20 protein-coding genes are annotated in these 23,768 nt (G+C 72.5%); 7 read left to right on the top strand and 13 right to left on the bottom strand.

Features of this window, described 5'->3' with window-relative positions; all coding sequences use genetic code 11:
* Nucleotides 1-118: 118 nt before the first annotated feature.
* From J8M51_RS27170 to J8M51_RS27155, 4 genes are all read right to left on the bottom strand, one after another.
* Nucleotides 119-1,030, bottom strand: a complete 912-nt coding sequence (locus J8M51_RS27170; RefSeq protein ID WP_086753587.1) for a YceI family protein — start codon at nt 1,028-1,030, stop codon at nt 119-121.
* A 101-nt stretch (nt 1,031-1,131) separates the two neighbouring features.
* A complete protein-coding gene (locus J8M51_RS27165; RefSeq protein ID WP_086753557.1) occupies nt 1,132-2,199 on the bottom strand; it encodes a maleylacetate reductase in 1,068 nt (355 codons plus the stop codon).
* Complete coding sequence (locus J8M51_RS27160) at nt 2,199-3,143, bottom strand: dioxygenase family protein (protein WP_086753555.1); 945 nt, start codon at nt 3,141-3,143, stop codon at nt 2,199-2,201. Before J8M51_RS27160 ends, J8M51_RS27165 begins: the two co-directional genes overlap by 1 nt.
* Nucleotides 3,144-3,257: 114 nt before the next feature.
* Complete coding sequence (locus J8M51_RS27155; RefSeq protein WP_398856944.1) at nt 3,258-5,060, bottom strand: FAD-dependent oxidoreductase; 1,803 nt, start codon at nt 5,058-5,060, stop codon at nt 3,258-3,260.
* 253 nt (nt 5,061-5,313) lie between these two features.
* Here J8M51_RS27155 and J8M51_RS27150 point away from each other — a divergent pair, with 253 nt between their 5' ends.
* Complete coding sequence (locus J8M51_RS27150; protein ID WP_267299541.1) at nt 5,314-7,284, top strand: helix-turn-helix domain-containing protein; 1,971 nt, start codon at nt 5,314-5,316, stop codon at nt 7,282-7,284.
* A gap of 112 nt (nt 7,285-7,396) precedes the next feature.
* Nucleotides 7,397-8,230 (top strand): class II glutamine amidotransferase, encoded by an 834-nt coding sequence (locus tag J8M51_RS27145; RefSeq protein ID WP_086760271.1) that lies wholly within the window; start codon nt 7,397-7,399, stop codon nt 8,228-8,230.
* 7 nt (nt 8,231-8,237) lie between these two features.
* Here the strand turns inward: J8M51_RS27145 and J8M51_RS27140 are convergent, their stop codons facing one another.
* The 9 genes from J8M51_RS27140 to J8M51_RS27100 form a co-directional block, all read right to left on the bottom strand.
* The gene (locus J8M51_RS27140) at nt 8,238-9,386 is read right to left on the bottom strand and encodes a hypothetical protein (protein WP_086760273.1); all 1,149 of its coding nucleotides are present in this window, start codon (nt 9,384-9,386) and stop codon (nt 8,238-8,240) included.
* A 2-nt stretch (nt 9,387-9,388) separates the two neighbouring features.
* The gene (locus J8M51_RS27135) at nt 9,389-10,492 is read right to left on the bottom strand and encodes a hypothetical protein (protein ID WP_086760279.1); all 1,104 of its coding nucleotides are present in this window, start codon (nt 10,490-10,492) and stop codon (nt 9,389-9,391) included.
* A 129-nt stretch (nt 10,493-10,621) separates the two neighbouring features.
* On the bottom strand, nt 10,622-11,329 hold the full coding sequence (locus J8M51_RS27130) for a class I SAM-dependent methyltransferase (RefSeq protein WP_086760275.1): 708 nt from the start codon (nt 11,327-11,329) through the stop codon (nt 10,622-10,624).
* A 91-nt stretch (nt 11,330-11,420) separates the two neighbouring features.
* Nucleotides 11,421-12,881 carry an aldehyde dehydrogenase family protein gene (locus tag J8M51_RS27125; protein WP_086760277.1) on the bottom strand — a complete coding sequence of 487 codons (1,461 nt, stop codon included), beginning with the start codon at nt 12,879-12,881 and terminating at the stop codon, nt 11,421-11,423.
* A 49-nt stretch (nt 12,882-12,930) separates the two neighbouring features.
* Entirely contained in the window at nt 12,931-13,872 is a 942-nt protein-coding gene (locus J8M51_RS27120) for a malate dehydrogenase (protein ID WP_267299540.1), read from the bottom strand.
* 42 nt (nt 13,873-13,914) lie between these two features.
* Nucleotides 13,915-15,534 (bottom strand): thiamine pyrophosphate-dependent enzyme, encoded by a 1,620-nt coding sequence (locus J8M51_RS27115; RefSeq protein WP_267299539.1) that lies wholly within the window; start codon nt 15,532-15,534, stop codon nt 13,915-13,917.
* Nucleotides 15,535-15,665: 131 nt separating this feature from the next.
* A complete protein-coding gene (locus tag J8M51_RS27110; protein WP_086763360.1) occupies nt 15,666-16,403 on the bottom strand; it encodes an IclR family transcriptional regulator in 738 nt (245 codons plus the stop codon).
* 30 nt (nt 16,404-16,433) lie between these two features.
* Nucleotides 16,434-17,459 (bottom strand): carbon-nitrogen hydrolase family protein, encoded by a 1,026-nt coding sequence (locus J8M51_RS27105; RefSeq protein ID WP_086763362.1) that lies wholly within the window; start codon nt 17,457-17,459, stop codon nt 16,434-16,436.
* 16 nt (nt 17,460-17,475) lie between these two features.
* Nucleotides 17,476-18,843: an amidase family protein gene (locus tag J8M51_RS27100; RefSeq protein WP_086763364.1), complete on the bottom strand. Its 1,368-nt coding sequence runs from the start codon at nt 18,841-18,843 to the stop codon at nt 17,476-17,478.
* Nucleotides 18,844-19,103: 260 nt separating this feature from the next.
* Here J8M51_RS27100 and J8M51_RS27095 point away from each other — a divergent pair, with 260 nt between their 5' ends.
* The 5 genes from J8M51_RS27095 to J8M51_RS27075 are packed head-to-tail and all read left to right on the top strand — an operon-like array spanning nt 19,104 to nt 23,767.
* Nucleotides 19,104-20,432, top strand: a complete 1,329-nt coding sequence (locus J8M51_RS27095; protein ID WP_086763366.1) for an ABC transporter substrate-binding protein — start codon at nt 19,104-19,106, stop codon at nt 20,430-20,432.
* Nucleotides 20,429-21,157 carry an ABC transporter ATP-binding protein gene (locus tag J8M51_RS27090; protein WP_216587810.1) on the top strand — a complete coding sequence of 243 codons (729 nt, stop codon included), beginning with the start codon at nt 20,429-20,431 and terminating at the stop codon, nt 21,155-21,157. Before J8M51_RS27095 ends, J8M51_RS27090 begins: the two co-directional genes overlap by 4 nt.
* Entirely contained in the window at nt 21,154-21,885 is a 732-nt protein-coding gene (locus J8M51_RS27085; RefSeq protein ID WP_086752389.1) for an ABC transporter ATP-binding protein, read from the top strand. The genes J8M51_RS27090 and J8M51_RS27085 overlap by 4 nt, the downstream gene beginning before the upstream one ends.
* Nucleotides 21,882-22,754 (top strand): branched-chain amino acid ABC transporter permease, encoded by an 873-nt coding sequence (locus J8M51_RS27080; protein ID WP_086752391.1) that lies wholly within the window; start codon nt 21,882-21,884, stop codon nt 22,752-22,754. Before J8M51_RS27085 ends, J8M51_RS27080 begins: the two co-directional genes overlap by 4 nt.
* On the top strand, nt 22,751-23,767 hold the full coding sequence (locus J8M51_RS27075; RefSeq protein ID WP_086752393.1) for a branched-chain amino acid ABC transporter permease: 1,017 nt from the start codon (nt 22,751-22,753) through the stop codon (nt 23,765-23,767). The genes J8M51_RS27080 and J8M51_RS27075 overlap by 4 nt, the downstream gene beginning before the upstream one ends.
* Nucleotide 23,768 lies beyond the last annotated feature (1 nt).

The following is a 23,768-nucleotide window of genomic DNA, read 5'->3' as shown; positions in this document are numbered from 1 at the left end:
TGAGTGCGGAGAAGGTGCCCCGCCCGGATGTATTCCCTGTCCATGCTCTGTCAGTGCACTTCGCACGTCCACAAGGCAGAAGACGTCAGCTGGCCTCTACACGCATCGGCGGTCCGGGCTATTCCGGCGGAGTGGGCGTGTCATGGGTGCGGTACATCGCCTGGACGTCCAGCTCCAGTTGGACGGTGGGGCCGACGACCGCGATGCCGCGGGCGAGCATGGAGCGCCAGTTGAGGGTGTAGTCCTCGCGGTGGAGTTCGGCCTTGGCGAGGGCGGCGCAGCGGAGTTCCTCGCCGTAGCCGCCGTTGACGGTGCCGAGGTAGGTGGTGTCCAGGGAGACGGAGCGGCTGACGCCGTGCATGGTGAGGCTGCCCTGGAGGGTCCACTTGCTGCCGCCGCGATAGGCGAAGCGGGTGCTGGCGAAGTCGATGTACGGGAAGCGTTCGACGTCGAGGAAGTCGGCGGAACGCAGGTGTGTGTCACGGGTGTTGTTGCCCGTGGTGATGCTGGACGCGTCGATCCGGACGTGCACGCGGGACTGGCTCATGTCCTGGGCTATCGCGAGGCCGCCCTCGAAACGTTCGAAACGGCCGTGCACATGGGCCATCCCGACGTGCTTGGCGATGAAGCGGATCGCGGTGTGCGGCGGGTCGAAGAGCCAGGTGCCGGGGGCCGGGAGTTCGAGCGCCCTCGCCGACTGGAGCCACACCCGCTCCCGTGAGACACCGGCGTCCGGCAGGACCTCGACCGTCTCGCGGTGCGGTTCCAGGCCCTCGGCCATGATCAGCATGCTGTAGGTGCCCGGGGGCAGTACGGCCGTGAAGAAGCCGTACGGGTCCGTCGCACCGCGAGCGGCGACGCGGTGGCTGCGCAGTTCCGTGACCGTCACATCGGCCGCGCCCATGGGCTGGTTCACCGGGTCCAGTACCTCGCGCAGGACGACACCCGCGCCGTCCGGCACCGGGAACATGGCGCCCGCGGCGCCTCCGGGGGCATTCCTGAAGCGCCGCCGGAGCAGTCCGAGGGCCATGGTGATCACCTTTCGGTTCTTGATTCTGTTCGGTCTGTGCTCTGTGGTGGTCGGTGGCCCGTCGGCGTCGGCCCGTCCGTCCCTCGGCCACTCGGCGGGTGTCAGGACCAGGCCGGTGGGCGGTCGCCTCCGTGCGCGGCTCTCAGGACCTCCAGGGCGTCCGCCGTGGTGACCTCGCGCGGGTTGGGGTACGCCTGGGCGGTCGCCAGAGCCGCGGCTTTCGCCAAGTCGGCCTCGCGCAGGCCCAGTTCGGCCAGGGAGCGAGGGGCGCCGAGGCTGCCCGACAGGGTCCACAGGGCCATGGGGGCGTCGTCGGCGGTCAGGGCGCGGCCCAGTGCCGTCATGGCCGCCGGCGCGGCCGGGGCGTTGTAGGCGAGGACGTACGGGAGGACGACGGTGTGGGTCTCGGCGTGCGGGAGGCCGAACGTGCCGCCGAGGACGTGGCACAGCTTGTGGTGCAGGCCCATGGTGGTCGCGCCGAGCACGGTGCCGCAGAGCCAGGCGCCGTAGAGGGCCCGGCCGCGCGCCTCCAGGTCACCGGGGTCGGCCGCCACCTCGGGGAGCGCGCCCGCCATGGCCCGCGCGCCCTCCTCTGCGGTCAGCGACACCAGCGGCGAGGCGTCCGGCGCGTACAGGGCCTCGGCGGCGTGGGCGACCGCGTTGAGACCGCTGGTGACGGAGAGGGGGACCGGGAGGGAGAGGGTGAGTTCGGGGTCGTAGACGACACTGCGGGGCAGGACCGAAGGGTCGCGGCCGGTGCGTTTGGCGCCGTGCTCGGTCAGGCCCCAGACCGGGGTCATCTCGGAGCCGGAGTAGGTGGACGGCACGGCGATCAGCGGCAGTCCGGTGCGCAGGGCGATCGCCTTGCCCAGGCCGATCGCCGAGCCGCCGCCGACGGCCGCACAGCCGTCCGCGTCCACGGCCCGCGCCATCCGCTCCGCCTCGTCGGCCACGTCCACCGGCACATGCTGGCGCGCCCGCGTGAACAGTCCGGCGCACGTGTCGCCGAGCGGGTCCGCGACGGCCCGGGCCGTCTCCTCGCCCCTCGGGCCGGACACCACCAACAGCCTTCGCAGGCCCAGCCGTTCGGCCTCCCCCGCGACCGCCGTCACCGCCGCGCCCGCGCGCATGACGACCCGCATGGGCCGGGCCTCGTGCACGAATTCCATCACGCACGCTCCGCGTCGCCGGCGCCGGGCGCGGTGGGCCGGGGGTTCAGGACGAGGTCGAAGCGGGCGTGGCGGAACGGGTTCGGCATGCCGAACTCCTGTGCCAGGGACGGATCGTCGGTCTCCGTGAAGTCCTGGACGAGGCTCTCCTTGACCGCGAAGACCGCGTCCGAGTCGAGGTGGTCGCCGCCGGCCACGAAGATGTGCGTGGTGACCGGGGCGTGCCCCTCGGCCGAGGCGATGAAGTGGATGTGGGCCGGGCGGTACGGGTGCCGGGCGGTCGCCCGGAGGAGGTCGCCGACGGGGCCGTCCGTGGGGATGGGGTACGGGCTCGGCACACAGGTGCGGAACCAGAAGCGGCCGTCGGTGTCCGCCGTGAACAGTCCACGGCCGTTGCCCGCCGGCTGGGTGTCGGGCTGCTGGACGTCGTAGTAGCCGTCGGCGCTGGCCTGCCAGACGTCGAGGACCGCGCCGGGCAGCGGCGTGCCGTCCCGGGACAGCACGCGCCCGCTGATCACACACGGTTCGCCGCGGCCGAGCAGGTCGATGTCCGCGCCGAGTTCCCGGACCGGTGACTCGGTCATGTGGAACGGGCCGAGGACGGTCGACTCGGTCACACCGCCGGGCCCCTCGCTCCTGTGCTCGTCATCCTCGCTCTGGTGCTCGTCGCCCTCGCCGCTGTTGATCGTCTCGACGAGCATCGAGACGCCGAGGACGTCCGAGAGGAGGACGAACTCCTGGCGGGTGTCCGTGCAGGCCTGGCCGGTCGCCGTGAGGAAGGCGATCGCCCGCTCCCACTCCGCCGTCGTCGGCTCGGTCTCGCGGACGAAGGCGTGGAGGTGGCGGGTGAGGGCGGCGAGCAGTTCCCGCAGCCGAGGGTCGGCCGTGCCGTCGAGACTGTCGACGACCGCCTCGGTGATCCGGGTGGTGAATTCGGTGGTCATGCCCCACTCCTACGACTGTTCCTGCGCCCGCGCCACGGCTGGGCGCGATGCCGTTCCGTTCCTTTCAGGCAAACCGTGGTCACCCCCTTTGGGGTACGCCACGGCCGCCCCTTTTCAGGCACGGCCGAGAATCCGCCGCACCGCCTCCGTCAGCAGCCGCTCGGCGTCCGCCGGGGACGCGGCCGGCGACGCGTGGCGGAACGCGACGTAACCGTCCGGTCGTACGAGGAGGGCTCCCCCGTCGGCGGTCTCGCGGAGCCGGGCCCAGTCGCCGTACGGGTCCTCGTACTCCTGGCCGGGGCCGATGACGGCGGTGGCGATGTCCAGGGGCTGGGCCTGGGCGGCCCGGATCCAGTCGGCGCCGCCGATGCCGGTGAGCAGGGTGAAGCGGCCCCGGCCGACGGTGTCGAGGGTGGAGAGCGTGCGGGTGCCGGAGGTGATCCAGGCGTGCGGGAGTTTGGCGCCGGGGCGGGAGCTGGGCTGGTGGTACAGCTCGGGGTCGCGGTCGAAGCCGGGGTCGGGCGTGCCGTCGGGCACGACCGCCGCGGAACTCCCGGCGGAGTAGCGCTGGTTGAGGTCGACGCCGTGCGCGTTGAACTCGTACACCTTGAACGCGATCGCCTCGCGGAGCCTCGCCCGCTGCTTCTCGGCGGCCTCGGTGGCGTCCTTGCGGGCGGCGATGTTGGCCCAGAGCTGTTCGGGGGTCTGTGGGGAGAGCCCGTCGAGGGCCTCGAAGACGGGGGCGGTCTCGCCGATGGACTTGTTGGCGCGGGTGACGATCTGCCTGCCGATCGGGGCACGTTCGGCGGTGTACGTGTCGAGGAGCGTCGGGGACGCGGTGCCGTCGAGGACGAGCTTGAGCTTCCAGGCCAGGTTGTAGGCGTCCTGGATGGAGGTGTTGGAGCCGAGGCCGTTGGACGGTGGGTGGCGGTGCGTGGCGTCGCCGGCGCAGAAGACCCGCCCGTTCGCGTAGGTCTCCGCGTACATCTCGTTGACGGTCCAGGCCGCCGACGACTTGATGGTCACCGGGATCTCGTCGTCGCCGACCAGTCTGCGGACGATCGACTCGGCGTACTCGGTGGTCAGGTCGGGGGCGCCCGCGGTGACGTCGTAGCCCCAGACGATCAGCCACTCGTTCCACGGCCGTACGCACCGCACGAGGCCCGCGCCGATGCCGCCGACGGTGGCGCCGGGGGCCAGCACCCAGTAGAGCGTGGACGGGCGGTGCGCGGTGTACTTCGACAGGTCCATGTCGAAGACGATGTTGATGCTGCCGGCCACGCCCATCTGGCCGCCCATGGGCAGCCCGGCGTCCTCGGCGACCTGGGAACGGCCGCCGTCCGCGCCGATCAGGTACTTGGCGCGGATGGTGTACTCGTCACCGCGCAGCCGGTCCTCGACGGTGACCGTGACGCCGTCGTCGTCCTGGACGAAGGACTTGTAGACCGTGCTGAAGCGCAGGCGCGTGCCGCGCGCCACGGCCGCGTCGACGAGCACCGGTTCCATGAGGTGCTGCGGCATGTCGCACATCCGGGTGGGGCTGGCCAGTTCGTGCGCGGCCTGTACGAGCGGGTCGTTGCCCCAGGAGCGGACCCGGCCCAGTTCCTCCCCCGCGAGGCTGGTGCAGAAGGTCGTGTCGCCCATGAGGTGCTGCGGGGTGGCCTTGGCGATCACCTCGTCCTCGACGCCGAGGTCGCGCAGCACCTCCATGGTGCGCTGGTTGGTGATGTGCGCGCGGGGCGTGTCCGCGAGGCTCGCGTAGCGGGTGACCACGATGTTCGGGACGCCGTACGTGCTCAGGGCGAGCGCGGCGGACGCGCCCGCCGGGCCGCTGCCCACGATCAGTACGTCGGTCACGACATCCGGCTCGACTTGCGGCTCGGCGACCGGCTCTGCGAACGGCTCGACGGTGTGCACGGGAACGCTCCTGAAAATGAGAACAAGCACCGACCGTTCAAGATCATGGACGGTGGTGCGGGAGCGTGGGTGTCTCAATAAGAGACAGTGGGCGCGGTTTGCCGGGCCTTGGACGGGGAGGGATACGGAAGCCGGGCCGTGGCCGTTCAGGGGGCGCGTGCACTGGTCGTCGCGCGCGCTCGCGCGCTCGCTCGCCGGCGGATTCGGGCCGGTTGTCGCCTCTTCAACTTCGCCGGGTACGGTGAGTGCCGTCGTGACCACCGCAGAGCGTCTTCCCGTCCACCCTGCCCTGGCGGCGCTGCGCAGGGCCCGTGAGTTGTTCCTCGAAGGACACCGGCTGCCGGACGGGGTGCCGGAGGAGGTCGTCGCCGCCTGGCGGCGGGCCCGGTTCTTCGGCGTACGCCACGATGTGCCGGGCACCGCGGCGGGCCCGCCCCGCGATCCCGTACGGCCGGACGAGTCCGCCCTGTTGGCGGCGGCGCGGCCGGTGCTGGAACGGCTCGGCCCCGCCGTCGGCACCGGGCGGACGGCGCTCGTGCTGACCGACGAGCGGCTGCGGGTGCTGTGGGCGACCGGGTGCGCGCCGGGTGATCCCTGTTGCGAGGACCTCTCCGAGCAGGTGGTCGGCCACAACAGCGCGGCGCTCGCGCTGCGCACCCGCCGACGCTCCGAGGTGCACGGGCCGGAGCACTTCCTCGATCTGTGGCAGGACGTGTCCGCGGTCAGTGTGCCCGTGCTCGCCCCGGAGACCGGTCGGACCCTCGGCACGGTGACGGTCACCTCCGGGCTCTGTGCCGAGTGCGTTCCCCATCCGTGGGCCTCCCTCGCCGAGGCCGCCGCCGGTGCCGTCGAGGCGGAGCTGCTGGCGCGGTCCCAGCCGGCCGAGCGGGTCCTCCTCGACGCGTATCTGCGGGCCACGCGGGACCGGGACCGGGCCGTCGTCGCCCTCGACGGCCGCAACCGCCTGGTGAACGAGGCCGCGGGGCGCCTGCTGTCACCGGAGTCCCTGGACGCGCTGGAACGAAGCGTCACCTCGCTGCTGCGGGACGCGAACGGGGAGCGGAGGGCGGGAGGTGAGAGGGATGACGGGGATGAAGGGGGAGAGGACGTGGCGGGTGCGACCGTGCGCTCTGCCGGGGCTACGCCGACGGCGGTGGCCGCCACGGCGCAGACCGCTGCGGCGCACACCGGTGCGGCACATGCAGGTGCGACCCCTACAGGTGCGGCACATACCGGTACGGCGCAGTCCGGTACGGCGCAGTCCGCTGCGACAGCGAGCGACATGTCCCCCGGTGCTCACCGGATCCGGCTTCCGGACGGGGTGCCGGGTTTCGCGACGGTCGCGGCCGTGTCGCATCGCGGGGCGGTCATCGGCGCGGTGGCTGTGCTGGAGGCCCTGGAGGAGGGGGGTGCCGTGGGGGCCGCGCGGGGTGCCGGTGCCGTGGGGCTGGCCGGGCACTCGGTGCCGTGGCGGCACGCGGTGGGGCGCGCGACGGAGCTGGCGCGGTCGTCCGAGCCACTGCTGCTCGTGGGTGAGCGTGGCACCGGGAAGACGGCGCTCGCCCGCGAACTGACCCCCGGGCTACGGACGGTCGACGCGGCGGAAGGTGAACCAGGCTCCCTGACCGACGCGTTGACGGGCGGCCACGCACTCCTGGTCCGCCATGTCGAGCGACTCCCGCAACCCGACACCGCGGCCCTCAACTCCTTCCTCGACACCCACCCAGGCGCCCCGCTGCTGGTCACCTACACCCCCGGAACCCCGCCGGGTCCCTGCCTCCAACGGCTCCTGGACACCCTGGCCGCCCGCTCGGTCACCCTCCCCGCGCTGCGTGAACGGCCGGAGGACATCCGGGAGTTGCTGACGGCCCTCGCCCCGAAGCCGGCGCCCGGACAGCCCCCGCTCACCTGGACCCTCGACGCCCTGCGCGCCCTGGAACAGCATCCGTGGCCCGGCAATGTCACCGAACTCGTCCATGTCGTCCGGGCGTTGGCCGAACAGCGGCGGGCGACGGGGCCCGTCCGGCGCGCCGAGCTGCCGGACGCCGTCCGTGAGGGCCCCGCCGCGCGGCGGCTCAGCCCCATGGAGCACGCCGAACGCTCCGCCATCCTGGAGGCCCTCCGCCGCAACGGAGGCAACAAGGCCCGCGCGGCGGCGTCCCTGGGCATCGCCCGCGCCACGCTGTACCGGAAACTGCGCGGCTATCGGGGCCACCGGGACTGACCCGTCCTGTGGCGATCAACGGACGGCCGCACGACCATGGGAGTGCCAGTCCCCAGGGGTCCCGCACGGCCGGTTCACCCTCGCGGCCCGTGCGTCAGGAAGGTGGTAACCGATGTGCCGGTGGCTCGCCTACTCGGGAACGCCCATCCTGCTCGACACGATCCTCTACCGGCCGGCGCACTCCCTGATCGACCAGAGTCTGCACTCCCGGCTGGGCGTCGAGACCACCAACGGTGACGGATTCGGCATCGGCTGGTACTCGCCGGACCTGGAGACACCCGCGGTCTTCCGTGACATCGGCCCGGCGTGGAGCAACCGCAATCTGCGGGAGATCGCCGACCACGTCCGCTCCCCGCTGTTCTTCGCCCACATCCGGGCCTCGACCGGTACGGCGGTGCAGCAGACCAACAGCCATCCGTTCCGGCACGGCCGCTGGATGTGGATGCACAACGGCGCGATCGCCGACTTCCACCTGGTCCGGCGGGACCTCTCCCTCGCCGTCGCCCCGGAGCTCTTCGCCTCCGTCGAGGGTTCGACGGACTCCGAGCTGATGTTCTACCTGGCGCTCACCCTCGGTCTGGAGGAGGATCCGCCGGGCGCCGTCGCGCGGATGGCGGGTCTGGTGGAGCGGACCGGCCATGAGCACGGGATCGAGTTCCCGTTGCAGATGACGGTCGCGGTGACGGACGGAGAGTCGCTGTGGACCTTCCGCTACTCCAGCCAGAAGACGTCCCGCTCGCTCTTCTACAGCACCCGGGTGGAGACCCTGCGCTCCCTCCACCCCGATCTGGCCTTCCTGCGGGAGGTCTCCGACGAGACCCGGCTGATCGTCTCCGAGCCCCTCGGTGACATGCCCGGCGCCTGGAACGAAGTTCCCGAGAGCAGCTACGGCGTCGTCCGGCCCGGAGCGGACGCCATGCACTCGTTCGTCCCGCAGGCCGCGTAGCGGCCCCTCAGCCGAAGCGCAGGACTCGTGGGGCGAAGGTGCCCTCCGGCCCGTCGGCGCGGCCGACCGACCAGACCGACGCCGTACCCGGCACGGGTGCCAGCCGCAGCGCCGACGAGCCGCCCTCCCCGGTCACCACCGGTTCGTCGTACGCCGTGAACGCCTGCCCGTCCCAGGCGAGGAAGGCGGGCCCGGGCACGAACGGCGGGACGCTGCCCGGCGGGCCCCACTTCTGGGAGCGGGCCACCGCGACCCAGCCCAGGGTGCCGGACGGGGTGGGTGCCAGTGAGGCGATCGCGCCGAAGTCGGTGGGCACGGTCACCCGGTTCCAGGTCTGTCCGTCTAAGCGGGCCAGCAGGGGCGGGATCGGCCGGCCCGGCGGGCCGCCGACGAACCCGGCGGTGCCGCCCGCCCACACCTCCGTCGGCGAGACCGCCAGCACGCTGCTCACGGCCGACCTCGGGAACCCGTCCACGATCGTCTGCCGCCACTCCCGCCCGTCCCAGTGCGACACGGCCGCGCCCGCGTCGGTGGCGCCTGCGGCCCAGACGTCGTCGGCGGCCAGGACGTGCAGGCCGTACACCGTGCCCGGCGGCACCGGCATGTCCTGCCAGCCGCGCCCGTCCCGGCGCAGCAGGGCCTGCGCGCCGTCCCGCGTACCGGTCAGCCAGGTCTCACCGCCGCCGGCGACGGCCTTGGTGAGGAGGACTCCGCGCGGCGGCCGGCTCTCGGACCAGGCGCCGCCGTCGTTGCGGAGCAGACGGGTACCGCCGGCGGCGTCGCGGCCGACCGCCCAGACCTCGGACGGTGAGGTCGCGGCGATGGACAACAGCTCTCCCTGCCAGCCGGTCCCGGGCAGGTTCCGGCGCTGCCACGCGGTACCGTCCCAGCGCAGCACCAGCGGGAAGCCCGGCGCCTCACGGCCCACGGCGTCGGTACCCACCGCCCACGCCCGGTCCGGCCCGAACGCCACGGCCTCGTTCAGCGCGGCCTGCGGGCGCGCCTGCGCCGGGACCGGCAGGTGCCGCCAGGCCGGGGTGTCCGCCGTGGCCGATCGCGGGGTGTCCGCCGCGGCCGACCCCATGGGGCCCATGACGGTCAGGAGAGCGCAGGTGAGGGCGGTGGCGAGCGGCGCGACGAGTGGTCCACGTGCCATGGTCAGCCTCCCAGCCGCTCGCTCATGAGGTTCGGTTTCGCGCCGTAGATCTCGACGGTCCCGAAGGACAGCAGTGAGCCTCCGCCGCGCGCCAGGGCGCGCGGTCTGACGTCGATGGCGTTCGTGCGCTCGGGTCCGTAGGAGAAGGTGGTGCGGGCGCCGTCCACGCGGGCGTACTTCGACTGGAACGCGCGGTCGCTGCGTACCGGCAGCCACAGGGCGCCGTCCGGGCCGCGTACGACGGCCGAGGCGTCGGTGTCGCCGAGCCGTGGGTAACTGGTGTGCCAGGTACGGCCGTCGAAGGTCATCAGATAGGTGCGGGCGGCGCCGTCGACGTACTGGCTGCCGCCGATGGTGGCCCGGCCGGACGGTTCGAGCAGGATCGTGTGGATGTTGGCGTCGGGCGGCAGCGGCACCCGCGCGTCCCGCCACGCCGTGCCGTCCCAGCGCAGGACAGTGGTCCCGGTGCCGGTGTCCGCCCAGGCCCAGGCGTCGTCGGCGGCCCGGGCGGTGACGCCCATCAGGTACAGCACATCGTCCGGGGTGGGCTGTACGGTCCAGCCGGAACCGTCGTGGTGCAGCACCTTCAGTCCGGTGGAGTCCTCGCCGACCACCCACGCCGCACCGGGTACGGCGGCGAAGTCCTGGTACGTCCACAGGGTTCCGGGCAGCGGGAGGGCACTCCAGCCGGCCGCCGACCGGCGCAGGATCTCCCCCTCCCCCGCGCGGACATGAAGGGTCCACATCTCCTCACCCACGAACCGCACCTCGCGGAGCGTCCCCGGCTCGTCGGCGCCGGGGAAGGTGGTGTCCCGGCTCCAGGCCGTGCCGTCCCACCGGTACAGCACCGGCCGCGGGCCGTCGGCGGTCTGCTCGGACGCGGTCGCCCACGCCTCGCGCGGCCCGCGGGCGGCGAGACCGGACACGGTCACCGGCGGGGCCGCGGCCGGCACGGGCAGCGCCGACCAGCCCGGCTTCGCCGCCGCGCCGGGCACGGCGGCGCGGGCCGCTGTGCCGGCGGCGGTCGGCGTCACCGCCCCGGCCGGTGACGCGACCGCCGTACCCGCGATCAGCAGGCAGACGACGAGCGTACGGAGACGGTTCACGAGACCCCCCAGGACGCGAAGGCCGCACAAGTTACTGGCGTTGGCCCACTCGTGCACAGACCGCATCCGGCCGATCACGGCTCGCTCCGGGGCCCACGGCGACAGCGGTCCCGGATCGGCTCCGGTGGATCAGGCAGCGTCCGTCGGGGCTTTGCGGGCGAGCAGTTGGACCTCCCGGAACTGGCGTCGGTCGGTGGGCTGGGGCTCACGGACCATGCGCGCCACCTCGTCCAGCCCGGTGTCGCGCAGCAGTGCGGCCAGGTGATCGGGCCACCATCGGTAGGCGGGTGCCACCGCGTGGTCGTAGACCTGGGTCGGATGCGACGCGTCCTCGCTCGCCGAGAAGCCGATCAGCAGATGACCGCCGGGGGCCAGCACCCGGTGGAACTCCGCGAGCACAGCGGGGAGTTCGGGCGGCGGAAGGTGGATGACGGACCAGCGGGAGAGGACGCCGTCCAGTTCACCGTCGGCGATGTCGAGCGCCTGCATCGAGCCCACGTCGAACCGCAGGCCGGGGCAGGCCTCCCGGGCCAGTTCGATCATCGCGGGCGAGGCATCGACGCCGAACACCGCCAGGCCCAGCCCGGCCAGATGGGCGGTGACATAACCGGGCCCGCACCCCAGGTCCGCGACCCGGCGCTCCTCGTTCCTCCCGCTCTCCTCGCTCCCTCCGTCCCCTCCGTCCCCTCCTGTCTCCCGTACGGCTTCGGCGAAGACGCCCAATATCGCGCGGTCCAGGGGCCGGTCGCGCAGGGTTTCGCGAAACGTCTCGGCGTAGAGGGAGGCAACGGCGTCGTACGCGTCGCGGGTGACCTGGTGGGCAGCGGGTTCGACCATGCGGGCGACAGTAGCGGAGGGATCCGCGGTCCACGGGGACCGCGGATGTCGGTTCACCGGCCGGCGCGGCCCTCCGGGCGGCCGGGGCGCGTCAGAACGGGTAGTGGGCGTGCCGGGTGGCGATGGTGACCCAGCGGGTGCTGGAGAAGGCCTCGATGCCCCAGCGTCCGCCGAAGCGCCCGTAGCCGGAGGCCTTCACCCCGCCGAAGGGGGCCATGGGCTCGTCGGCCACCGACTGGTCGTTGACGTGCACGATGCCGGTGCGGATCCGGCGGGCGACGGCGAGTCCGTGGGTGGCGTTCTCGGTGATGACGCCGCAGGTCAGCCCGTGGTCGGTGTCGTTGGCGACGGCCACCGCGCGGTCGTCGTCGGTGAAGGTCTCCAGCACGCACACCGGCCCGAACGCCTCGCCGTGGTACAGGTCGGCGTCCTTCGGTACGTCGGTGAGCACCGTGGCCGGGTGCACGGCACCCTCCGGTGCTCCGCCGCCGAGGAGGACCGTCGCGCCCTTGGCCACGGCGTCCCGTACCAGCCCGGCCACCCGCTGGGCGGCGTCGGAGCTGACCAGCGGCCCGACGACGGTGTGCGGGTGGGCGGGGTCGCCGGCCTGGAGCGCGGCGACCTTCGCGGTGAACTTCCGGGTGAACTCCCCGGCCAGCGACTCGTGGACGAGGATCCGGTCGCCGGACATGCAGATCTGGCCGGAGTTCATGAAGACGCTGAAGGTCGCGGCGTCGACCGCGTAGTCGACGTCGGCGTCGTCGAGCACGATGACGGAGTTCTTGCCGCCCAACTCCAGTACGGCGGGCTTGAGGTGACGGGCCGCCAGTTCGCCGATGACGCGGCCGACTCCGGTGGAGCCGGTGAAGTTCACCGCGCGCACCCTCGGGTCGCCGATCAGTGTCCCGGCGATCAGCGCGGCGTCCGCGCGGTCGTTGGTCACGACGTTGAGCACGCCGTCGGGGAGGCCGGCCTCCCGCAGCACGTCCCCCACCAGCAGCGCGCAGGCGATCGGCGCGTCCTCGCTGGCCTTGACGACCACGGTGTTGCCCGCCGCCAGCGGCGCCGCGACGGCTCGTACGCCGAGGATGACCGGGGCGTTCCAGGGGGCGAACGCGGCCACCACACCCAGGGGTTCGCGCACCGCGAGGCTCAGGGCGCCCTCCTTCTGGGTGCCGAGGACCTCGCCGCGCGGTGCGGTGATCGCGGCGGCGGCCTCGCGCAGGATGTTCGCGGCGAGGGCCACGTTGAAGTGGGCCCAGGGCCGGATGCCGCCCGCTTCCTGTGCCATCAGGTCGGCGACCTGGTCGCCGCGCCCCTCCAGCAGGTCGGCCGCCCTGAGGAGGACGGCGCGGCGGGCGAAGGGGGCCAGCGCCGCCCACGCCTCGAACGCGGCGTCCGCCGCGTCCACCGCCCGCTCGACGTCCTCGGGCCCGGCGGCGGCCACGGTCGCGTACACCTCGCCGGTGTACGGGTTGACGTCGTCGGTGGTGCGTCCGGAGGCGGCGGGTACGTCCTTGCCGCCGATCAGCAGTTCTCTGGTGATGGTCATGGGAGCGGCTCTCCTCGGAAGGGTGGGGTGCTTGTGGTGCGCCGGCGGGTCAGGAGGGCTGGGTGAGCGGGACGGCCGGCAGGTCGGCCATGGACGCCTCGACGCGGACGGCCGCCTCGCCCATGCCGTCCAGTTCGGCGGCGGGCAGGTCCCAGCGCTCGATGTGCCGGATGCCCTGCGGTCCCAGCCGGACCGGCACGGTGAGGCTGACGCCGTGGACGCCGTACTCGCCCTCCAGGACGACCGAGGCGGGCACCACCGTGTCGGAACCGGTGGCCATGGCCTCGATGAGGCGGGCGGTGCCGAGCCCCGTCGTCCAGGTGGAGGTGCGGCCGGAGTCGAGGGACACGTGCCGGGTGTACCAGGTGTCGGCGTACTCCTCGGCCTGCCGCCGCTGCTCCTCGGTGAGCTGTACGGGTTCGCCGCCGACGGTGATACGGCTGTACAGCGGTACCTGGCCCTCGCCGTGCTCGCCGAGCATCCAGGCGTCGACGTCCTTGACGGGGACGCCGAGGGCGAGACCGATGCCGGTGCGCAGCCGGAGGCTGTCGTTGAGGGTGTAGCCGATCAGCCGGTGCCGGGGCAGCCAGCCCTGGCGGTGGGTCCAGGTCAGCAGCGGGTCGACGGGGTTGGTGAGCATGAGCACCACTCCGCCGAAGGCGTCGCCGGCCTCGCGCAGCGGGCGCAGGCAGTCGGCGACGATCCGGGCGTTGTCGCCGAGGAAGACGGAGCGCGAGGAGTTCAGCCGCAGCGGGACGGCCGCGCTGAGCACCACGACGTCGGCGTCGAGGGCGTCCTCGGGGGTGCCGCCACGCACCACGTCGGCGGTGGTGCCGAGTCCGAGGGCGTTCTCCAGGTCCATGGTGTGGCTGGTGATCATGTTCGGCCGGGTGTCGACGAGGACGATCTCGTACGTTCCCTGTGCCGACAGCAGGTTGAACGCGGCGGAGGAGCCGATACCGCCGGCGCCTCCGATGATGACGACCTTCACGCGGGGTTCCCTTTCACAAGTGCCGGAGAGTCACGGGCGGGTTCAGGAGTGGTACGTGGAGTCGGCCTCGACGGCCACCTCCAGGACGAGCGGCTCCCGCCGGTCCGCCAGTCCGGGGACGACCTTGTCCAGAACGGACAGCAGGGTCGCGTGGTCCTCGATCCGCTCGGCCGGGCAGCCGAGGCCCCGGGCGAGCGTCCCCACGCTCAGCTCGGTGAAGGCGGGCCAGGCCGGAGCGGCGGCCCCCTCGCGTTCGGAGAGCCGGTCCATGATCGCGTAGCGGCCGTTGGCGAGGACGACGAACAGCACGCCGACGCCGTAGTGGGCGGCGCTCCACAGGGCCTGGATCGAGTAGAGGGAGGAGCCGTCGCCGATGACGGTGACGACGGGGCGGTCCGGGGCGGCCTTGCGGACGCCGATGGCCGCGGGCATCGCGAAGCCGAGTCCGCCCATGGCGGCGCTGAGGAAGCCGAGGGAGGTGCGGGCGGGCAGCAGCCGGTGCAGATCGGGGCGGCTGGAGGGGCTCTCCTCCACGACGACCGTGTCGGGGGCGAGGCGCTCGGCGAGCGCCGTGAGCACATCGGCAGCGCGCAGCGGCTCGCCGTCCCGGGGCGGCCGGGGTGCCTCGGCCGGGGGCGTCGCCCCGGCGCGGGGGCGGGCGGCGACCATCGGGGTCAAGCGGCGTACGGTGTCGGCCGGTTGGGCCAGCAGGACCAGTTCGGCGGGGCTGCGGTGGGCTTCCTCCGGGTCGTCGGAGACGACGGCGACCCGGGTGCCGGGCTCGGTGAAGTCGCCGGGCTCGTACGTGTACTGGCGGAAGGCGGCGGCTCCGACGACGAGGACGCTGTCGTACGGGGCCAGTGCCGCGCGCAGCCGGGAGCGGACGGCGGGGAGGTGTCCGGCGAAGAGCGGATGGTCCTGGGGGAAGCCCGCGCGGGCCCCGAACGCCTCCTGGAAGACCGGGCATTGAAGGCGCTCGGCCAGTTCGGTGAGGGCGTGCCAGCCTTCCGGCGAGTCGTTCCCGGCGCCCGCGACGAGGCAGGGCGCGGTGGCCGCGCCGAGGAACGCGGCGAGGTCCCGGAGCGCGCTGTCGGGGACGGTCCGGCCGCCTTCCAGCACGGCCGGGGCGGCGAGCGGCACGCTCTCGTCGGCGGGTTCGAACCAGTCGTCCATGGGGACCACGACCACGGCCGGACCCCGGCCCTCCCGGGCCTCGTGCCAGGCACGGGCGAGGGCTCCGGGCACGTCCTGGGGGCGGGCCGGGGTGTGCTGCCACACCGGGTACTCCCCCGCGAGCCCGTCCAGCCGGCCGGCCAGGAACGGCTCGTGGGCCAGATGCCTGCGGTCCTGCTGGCCGACGATCACGACCAGGGGCGCCCGGTTGGCGCGCGCGGTGGCCAGGGCGCTCACCGCGTTGCCGTAGCCGGCGGTGGTGTGCAGCAGCACGAGGGCCGGGTCGCCGGCGGCGAGGGCGTGTCCCGCCGCCATCGCGACGACGGAGCCCTCGTGCAGGCCGAGGACGAACTCGAAGTCGGCGGGCAGGTCGGCGAGGAAGCCGACCTCGGTGGATCCGGGGTTGCTGAACAGGGTGGTGAGTCCATACAGGCGAAGGACGTCGAAGGTCTGTTCCTTGACGGTCTTCGCCGTCGCACCTGTGGTCATCGCGGCTTCCCTTCCTGGCAGTAGGGGGACGCTAGAGGCCACTGCCGGCCGTGGACACCCGCACGTTCTCAATGCGAAACACGGTCCGCCGACGGGAGGCCCGAGGAGGCCACGACCGTCCTGACGGGGCGTCAGTCCAGGCCGGGCAGCACGGCGCCGGTGGACAGTTCCGTGCGCAGTCGTCCGGTGATCACGCGGGCGGTGTCGAGGACCGCCGCGATCTGCTGCGGTCCCGGGCGCTCCACGGTGAAGAGGATGGAGACCGCGGCCACCGCCTGCCCCGGTGCGGACACCACGGGTGCGGAGACGGTGGCGAGGCCGGGCACGACCTCGTTGCGGGTGGTGGCGTATCCACATGCCCGGGCCCGGGCCACCTCGGGACGTTCGCCGGGCCGCGGGGTCTCGGCGGCGAGCATCGCGATGCCCGGGGAGCCCAGGGTCAGCGGATGCCGGTCGCCGGGGCTGTACACGGTGCGCAGCCGGGCGCTCTCGACCTCGACGGAGACGAGCGTGACCGCTTCCTCGGCGTCCCGGACGACGAAGAAGGAGGTCAGGCCGACACGTGCGGTGAGCTTGGCGATCTCCGGTTTGGCGATCCGCTGGAGCATGGGCAGGGTACGGCGGCCCAGTGACTGGGCGCGGGTGCCGATGACGTACCCGCGCGGGGTGTGGGCGACCAGCTGGTGGTCCTGGAGCGTGCGCAGCAGGCGGTAGACGATCGAGCGGTGCAGCCGCATCTGCTGGCTCAGTTCCGGCAGCGTCAGCGGGACGTCCGACATCGCGATCACCTCCAGCAGGCGCAGTCCCCGGTCGAGTGTCTGGACGGAGGGCTTGGCGGCTGCCGGAGAGTCTTCGGCGGGCTCGGTCATCGTCGGGTCACCTCGTGGCACGTGGGGGTATCAGGCGGCGCCGCCCTCGGTGGTCTCGCCCTCCAGCGGAGGGAAGTCCGTCTCGGCCGGGCCGTCCGCGCCGTCCGCGACCACCGGCGTGCGCCGCGCGCGGCGGTGCACGAGGTAGGCGGCGTCCGCCCGACTGTAGTGGCCGGCCGGGTCGTAGGCGTTCTTGGCGATGTCGATGAGGTCGAGATCGATGTCGGCGTACACCAGTCCCTCCTCGTCCTCGGCGAGTTCCTTGCTGATCGTGCGGCCGTCGGGGCCGAAGACGCGGGAGCAGCCGCCGCCCGCGGTGAGCAGGCGCCGCTGCTCGGGTGTGGTCGCGAACAGGTCGATGCCGGCCGGGCTGATGACCTGCGTCGCCATCAGGACGAAGGCGCCGCCCTCGATGGCGTACACCTGGGTCGCCGCGATGTTGGCCTCGGCGCTGAGCTGGAAGGCGAGGTCGCGGTAGAGGCCGAAGCAGGGCCAGCTGGCCACGTGCACCTGCTCGTGCTGTGCGTACAGGGCGTACTTGCTCAGCGGCTGTACGTGTTCCGCGCAGCTCAGCGCGCCGATCCGGCCGAGCGGGGAGTCCACGACCTTGAGGTCGCTGCCGTCGCCCTCGCCGAACAGGGAGCGCTCGACGTGGGTCGGCTTCAGCTTGCGCCGGTGCAGCAGGACGCTGCCGTCGGAGGCGATCACGGTCTGGCTGATGTAGAGGGTGCCGTGGTCCTTCTCGCTGTGGCCGAGGACGACGGTGATGTCGTGGCGGCGGGCCGCGTGGCGGATCGTCGTCATGCCCGGGCTGTCGGGGGCGAGCGAGTTGGCGTGGTAGCGGGCGATGTGCGGGATCTGGTCGGCGACCGCGCCCAGCCACAGGAAGTGCGGGTAGCCGGGGATCCACACCTCGGGGAAGGCGATGAGCCGGGCACCGCCACGTGCCGCCTCGGCGATGAGGTCGACGGTCTTGGCCACTCCCGCCTCGACGTCCGTCCAGGCGGGCTCCGCCTGGACGGCGGCGGCTCGGAACGTGCGTACGGACTCGGTCATGTCGGTCTCCTTCTCTTCATGCTCCCTCGATGAGGAGCTGTTCGACCAGCAGGGCGATGCCCAGGAGCCGACGGTCGGCGTACGGGGCCCCGTCGAGGGCCAGCCCGACCGGCAGTCCCGGGTCCGCCGACGGGGCGGGCACGGTGACACCGGGAAGACCGGCGACGCTGCCGGGTCCGGTGTTGCGGATGTAGGTGTGAAAGGCCGGCCTGGGTCTTCCGTGCAGTTCGACCTGCTCGGACTCCGTCGTGATCAGTCCGGCGGGCAGCGGTGTCGTGGGGAAGAGCACGGCGTCCGCGGTGCGGAAGATCCGGGCGTAGCCGTCGACGAGGACCCGGTCGCGGTTGCGCAGGGCCCCTCGGTACTCCATGTCGGTCACGGCCCTCGGAGCGTCGTCGAGAACGAACTCGGCCAGCGCCGTGCGCACGTCCGGGTCCGCGACCCGTGACAGACAGTTCGCCGGTTCTTCCCCGGTGGCACCCCGCAGGTAGGGCGGCAGCAGTTGGCCGGCCTCGTACAGGGTGACCGGGAAGCCGATCAGTTCCTCGGCCGACTCCACGTCCGGCAGCCGTACGGGCGCCAGCGTGACCCCGGCGCGGGCGAGGGTGTCCAGGCTCCGCTCCCAGACGGCTGCGGTACGCGGGTGCAGGAGTTCGGTGAAGTGGTGCTGCGGGACGGCGAGGACGATGTCCGCCGGTCGTGGGCGGCCCACCGGTGCCGGGTCGGCCGCCAGGACGGTGTCGAGCACCACCAGATCGGCGACGGTCGGGGCCATCGGTCCGACGGTGTCACGTGTCCAGGACAGCGGGGTGACTCCGGAGCCCGGGTAGCGGCCGGTGGTGGGCCGCAGGCCCGCGATGCCGGTGAGCGCGGCGGGGACGCGGACCGAGCCGCCGGTGTCGGTGCCGAGCCCCGCGGGCGCGGCGCCGGAGGCGACGGCGGTGGCCGTTCCGCCGCTGCTGCCGCCCGCGAACCGGGCCGGGTCGGCGGGGTTGCGCGCGGGACCGAAGGAACCCCGGGTGCCGGTCGCCCCGAAGGCGAACTCGTGCATGTTCGCCTTGCCCAGGACGATCGCCCCGGCCTTCCGCAGCCGGGTCACCACGGGCGCGTCCCGCGCGGGGACGAAACCGGCCAGGGCCCGGCTGCCGGCCGTGTTGGGGAGGCCCGCGACGTGGATGTTGTCCTTGACGGCGAGCGGCAGCCCGTGCAGCGGCCCGCGCCGGGGGTCGCGGTCCGCGGACCGGGCCGCGTCCAGCGCGCCGTCGGCGTCGAGGGTGATGAAGGCGCCGAGGTCACGGGTCTCCTCCGCTCGCGCGAGGAGTTCCTGCGTGAGCCGGACGCTGGTGACCTCTCCGGCGGCGAGGCGGGCGAGGGCGGTCTGCATGTGCGGACCTTAGAGGGGGTGCTCAAGGGCGCGAACAGGGTGGTTTCGCAATGCGAGACCACGGTAGCGCTCACCGGGCCGGTGGCCGTGCTCCGGTCACCTCGGCGTCCGGCGCCGTTTCGCAACGGTTTGCGTAGCCGTCTCTCATATCGAATCCATGTCCTGCCCAGACGGGGACGGCGCCCCTACCTTCGCGCCACGTTCTCCATCCGCCGCAGCACACCTCGGTCCCTGCGGCTGAAGGCACTCAGGAGCCCGCCATGGAACACCCCGCGAACCAGCCCACTCGTCGTGCCGTCCTCAGGGGCCTCGGGCTCGGCGCAGCCGCCATGGGCGCCGTGCCGCTGCTCTCGGCCTGCGGCTCCGGCCTCAAAGGCTCGGGAAGCTCGTCCGGCAGCACCATCAAGATCGGCTATGTCAGTCCCCGTACCGGCGCCTACGCCGCGTTCGCCGAGTCCGACGCCTACCTTCTCAAGCAGGCCCGGGACTTCTTCGCCAAGGGGATCACCCACAACGGCAAGAAGTACGAGGTGGAGATCCTGGACCGGGACACCGGTTCCGACCCGCAGCAGGCGTCGACCGTCGCGGACGAGCTGATCTCACAGGAGCGGGTCGACCTGATCCTGGTCACCGCCACTCCGGAGACCGTCCACCCGGTGGCCGACAAGTGCGAGAGCGAGGGCGTGCCCTGCGTCTCCACGATCGAGCCCTGGCAGGCGTACTTCTTCGGGCGGGGCGGTTCGGCGAAGAAGACCTTCACGTACACGTTCCACTTCTTCGACGGCATCGAGCACCTGGCGACGGTCGAGAGCGACATGTGGCGACTGTTCGACACCAACAAGAAGGTCGGTGTCCTGTGGCCGAACGACTCGGACGGCAACGCCTTCCGTGACAAGGCGACCGGTTACCGCGCCCAGGCGGCGACCAAGGGGTTCACCTTCGTCGATCCCGGCTCCTACGAGGGCGGCACCAAGGACTTCTCGTCGGTCATCGCGACGTTCAAGAAGGAGGGCGTGGAGATCCTCGCCGGGGTGCCGACGCCGCCGGACTTCGCGACGTTCTGGACCCAGGCCGCGCAGCAGGGGTTCAGGCCGAAGGTGGCAACGATCTCCAAGGCCATCCTGTTCGAGTCCTCCGTGGCATCGCTGCCGAACGGGCTGGGCGACGGGCTGTGCACCGCGAGCTGGTGGGTGCCCCAGTTCCCCTTCACGTCCACCCTCACCGGGCAGACGGCGACACAGCTCGCCGCCGACTACGAGAAGTCCCCGCTGTCGAAGGGGCGTTCGTGGAACCAGGGCCTCGGCCCCAACCACGCGCTGTTCGAGGTGGCGAACCACGTCCTGCGCAACGCCGACCCGAAGAACCGGGAGGCCGTCGCCGCGCAGATCGGCAGGACCACCCTGGACACGGTGCTCGGCCACCTCTCCTGGACCGGTGGCGGCAAGGGCAACCCCGTCAAGAACGTCGCGACGATCCCCATGGTCGGCACCCAGTGGGTCAAGGGCGGCGGCAAGACGTACGACCTCGATGTCGTCAGCAACACGCTGCTGCCCCAGGTCAAGCTCGACGGCAAGGCGAAGGCCCTGTGACCGCCCCCCTGCTGGAGGTCGAGCATCTGGCTGTCAGCTTCGGCGAGTTGCGGGTACTGGAGGACGTTCAGCTGACCGTCCCCCGGGGCCAGGCCGTCGGCATCGTCGGCCCGAACGGCGCGGGCAAGTCCACCCTGCTGAGCGCGATCTCGGGGGTCGAGCGGGCGACCGGCGGCAGTGTGCGGCTGGCGGGGCGGGACGTGACCCGGACCTCGACCGCCGAGCGCTGCCGGCTCGGCATCGGACGGTCGTTCCAGATCCCCCGCCCGTTCGGCGACCTGACCGTGTTCGAGAACGCCCTGGTCGGCGCCGAGCGCGGCGCGGGCCTGCGGGGCGGCGCCGCCCGTGAGCTGGCGCTGCGCTCGCTGGAGACCACGGGTCTGCTCCCCCTGGCCAACAAGCCCGCCGGCTCACTGCCGCTGCTGGGCCGCAAGCGCCTGGAGCTGGCCCGGGCGCTGGCCACCGCGCCCGACCTGCTTCTCCTGGACGAGATCGCGGGCGGGCTCACCGAGGGCGAGGCCACCGAACTGGTCGCCACCGTCCTGTCGTTGAAGGAGTCGGGCCTGACGATCCTGTGGATCGAGCACGTGGTGAAGGCCCTGGTCCAGGTCGTCGACCGGCTGGTGTGTCTGGCCTTCGGCCGGATCCACGCCGACGGCGACCCGCACGAGGTGCTGGCCAGTGACGAGGTCGCCCAGGTCTACCTCGGAGGTACGGCGGCATGAGCGCGGCACTGCTGAGTGTGGAGTCCGTGGACGCGGGATACGGCGACTTCCAGGCCCTGTTCGGCATCGACCTGGCGGTGGCGGAGGGCGAGCTGCTGGCCCTGGTGGGTGCCAACGGGGCCGGCAAGTCGACGTTGCTGAGGACCATCGCCGGTTCGCTCAGGCCGTTTCGCGGCACGGTGCGCTACGCGGGCGAGGACGTCACCGGAGCGTCGGACGTGCAGCGGGCCCGCCAGGGCATCGGCCTGGTACCCGAGGGCCGGCGCCTCTTCCCGTCCCTCACCGTCGAGGAGAACCTCCAGGTGGGCGCCGCCACCGGGCGGAAGGGGCCCTGGGACCTGGCCAAGGTGTACGAGACGCTGCCGCTCGTCGCCGACCGCCGGACCCGCAAGGCGGCCCGACTCTCCGGCGGCGAGCAGCAGGCCGTAGCGATCGGCCGCGCGCTGATGGGCAACCCCCGGCTGCTGCTGCTCGACGAGGTCTCCCTCGGTCTGGCCCCGCTCGTCGTCGACCAGTTGTACACCGCGCTGCCCGGCATTCGCGCGACGGGGGCGACGGTCGTCCTCGTCGAACAGGACCTGCACCGCACGTTCGCGGTGGCCGACCGGATCGCCTGCGTCCTGGAGGGCCGCGTCGTACTGACCGGTCCGGCCGCCGACCTCACCCGTGACCAGGTCACCGCTGCCTACTTCGGCACCGGTGCCCACCCGGAGGTGACCACCCCATGACCTGGATCAACACCATCGTGCAGGGCATGCTGCTCGGCGGCATCTTCGCCATGGCGGCGGCCGGCCTGTCCCTCGTGTTCGGGGTGATGCGGGTCGCCAACCTCGCCCACGGCGACCTGATGATCCTCGGCGGCTACGTCGCCTCGGTGACCGCCAGTCACTACGGGGTGCCCGTCCCGCTCAGCATCGTCGTGTCGATGGTCGCGGTCGGCGCGCTCGGCTACCTCGTCCAGCGGTCGATGCTGGACCGGGCGATGGGGATCGGCGAACTCGCCCCGATGCTGGTGACGTTCGGCATCTCCGTGATCATTCCGAACGTCCTGGTGCAGGTGTTCAGCAACGACTCCCAGCCCCTGTCCATCGGCTCCCTCGGTACGGCGAGCATCCATCTCGGCGGCGATCTGTCGATCGGCTGGTTCCCGCTGATCACCCTGGTGGCGGCGGTCGCGGTGCTGGTGGCGCTGCAGTTCTTCCTGCACCGCACCCAGTCCGGCCGGATCGTCCGGGCCACGGCCGACGACCGCTCGGTGGTCCGGCTGATGGGCGTCGACAACCGCCGTGTGTACGCCCTGACCTCGGTCATCGCCTTCGGCACCGTCGCCCTGGCCGGTGTCCTGTACACCATGCGCCAGGGTGGTGTGACCCCGTACGAGGGTCAGCTCACCGTGCTGTTCGCGTTCGAGACCGTCATCATCGGCGGCCTGGGCTCCCTGTGGGGCACGCTCGCCGGCGGCATGGTGCTCGGGGTGGCGCAGTCCGTCGGTGCCCAGATCTCCCCCGACCTGCCCCTGCTCGCGGGCCATCTGGTCTTCCTCCTCGTTCTGGTGTTCCGCCCGCAGGGCCTGTTCGGCAGGAGTGTGCCCGCATGACCGTCCAGACAGCCCCCGCCACCACGGCGACCACGCTGCCGACCGTCCACCGCGGCGGTCGCGCGACGGTTCTCGGCCTGACCGGCACTGCCGTCGTCCTGCTGACCATGGCGGCCCTGCCCTACCTCGTCGACTCCGGCGTCACGGCCCAACTGGTCAAACTCTGCTATCTGGTGGCGCTGGCCTCGATGTGGAACCTGCTCGCGGGCTACGCGGGCATGATGTCGATGGGCCAGCAGGCGTTCATCGGCCTGGGTGCCTATCTGCTCTTCGTCGTCAACGACCACGGGGTGAACGTCTACGCGGGCACACTCGTCGTCGCCGCGCTCGTCGCGCTCGTCGCCTGGCCGCTGTCGTATCTCGCCTTCCGGCTGCGCGGCGGCTACTTCGCCGTCGGGACCTGGGTGATCGCCGAAGTGGTCCGTCTGATCGTGGTCCGCTTCGACTCGCTGGGCGCGGCGAGCGGACGCAGCCTGTCCGACGTCACCGCCGACCCCGTGCTGCGGCGGGCGTTCACCTACTGGTTGGCGCTCGCCGTGATGGCGGCGGCGGTGCTCGGCACGTACGCGGTGCTGCGCAGCCGTCTCGGTCTGGGCCTCCAGTCGATCCGGGACGACGACACGGCGGCCGGCTCGCTCGGCGTCGACGTCACCCGGGGCAAGCGGATCGTCTACATCACGGCGGCGGCGGGCTGCGCGGCGGCGGGCGCGGTGATCTGCGTGAACAGCCTGGGCGTCGCCTCCCCCACACAGATCTTCGGTGTGCAGTACTCCGCCCTGATGGTCTTCATGGTGATCATCGGCGGCATCGGCACCGTCGAGGGCCCGGTCATCGGCGCCCTCGCGTACTTCCTGCTCGACAAGTACTTCGCGCAGAGCGGTGTCTGGTACCTCGTCGTGGTCGGTGCGGTGGCCATCGTGGTCTCGCTGTATCTGCCGCGAGGGTTGTGGGGAACGCTCGCGCACCGAGCGGGGTGGGCGGTGTTCCCGGTGCGCCACACGGTCGGCCGTTGAC

The organism is Streptomyces griseiscabiei (assembly GCF_020010925.1).
In the GTDB taxonomy this organism is placed as follows: domain Bacteria; phylum Actinomycetota; class Actinomycetes; order Streptomycetales; family Streptomycetaceae; genus Streptomyces; species Streptomyces griseiscabiei.
The sequence above is the reverse complement of the archived record's forward strand: the minus strand, read 5'-3'. Positions and strand labels throughout refer to the sequence as shown.

Coding starts and splice junctions, on each gene's coding strand:
- J8M51_RS27080 (WP_086752391.1), top strand. CDS start 21,882: ATGACCTGGATCAACACCATCGTGCAGGGCATGCTGCTCGGCGGCATC.
- J8M51_RS27100 (WP_086763364.1), bottom strand. CDS start 18,843: ATGCAGACCGCCCTCGCCCGCCTCGCCGCCGGAGAGGTCACCAGCGTC.
- J8M51_RS27160 (WP_086753555.1), bottom strand. CDS start 3,143: ATGACCACCGAATTCACCACCCGGATCACCGAGGCGGTCGTCGACAGT.
- J8M51_RS27145 (WP_086760271.1), top strand. CDS start 7,397: ATGTGCCGGTGGCTCGCCTACTCGGGAACGCCCATCCTGCTCGACACG.
- J8M51_RS27075 (WP_086752393.1), top strand. CDS start 22,751: ATGACCGTCCAGACAGCCCCCGCCACCACGGCGACCACGCTGCCGACC.
- J8M51_RS27105 (WP_086763362.1), bottom strand. CDS start 17,459: ATGACCGAGTCCGTACGCACGTTCCGAGCCGCCGCCGTCCAGGCGGAG.
- J8M51_RS27095 (WP_086763366.1), top strand. CDS start 19,104: ATGGAACACCCCGCGAACCAGCCCACTCGTCGTGCCGTCCTCAGGGGC.
- J8M51_RS27110 (WP_086763360.1), bottom strand. CDS start 16,403: ATGACCGAGCCCGCCGAAGACTCTCCGGCAGCCGCCAAGCCCTCCGTC.
- J8M51_RS27085 (WP_086752389.1), top strand. CDS start 21,154: ATGAGCGCGGCACTGCTGAGTGTGGAGTCCGTGGACGCGGGATACGGC.
- J8M51_RS27140 (WP_086760273.1), bottom strand. CDS start 9,386: ATGGCACGTGGACCACTCGTCGCGCCGCTCGCCACCGCCCTCACCTGC.
- J8M51_RS27125 (WP_086760277.1), bottom strand. CDS start 12,881: ATGACCATCACCAGAGAACTGCTGATCGGCGGCAAGGACGTACCCGCC.
- J8M51_RS27165 (WP_086753557.1), bottom strand. CDS start 2,199: ATGGAATTCGTGCACGAGGCCCGGCCCATGCGGGTCGTCATGCGCGCG.
- J8M51_RS27115 (WP_267299539.1), bottom strand. CDS start 15,534: ATGACCACAGGTGCGACGGCGAAGACCGTCAAGGAACAGACCTTCGAC.
- J8M51_RS27130 (WP_086760275.1), bottom strand. CDS start 11,329: ATGGTCGAACCCGCTGCCCACCAGGTCACCCGCGACGCGTACGACGCC.
- J8M51_RS27170 (WP_086753587.1), bottom strand. CDS start 1,030: ATGGCCCTCGGACTGCTCCGGCGGCGCTTCAGGAATGCCCCCGGAGGC.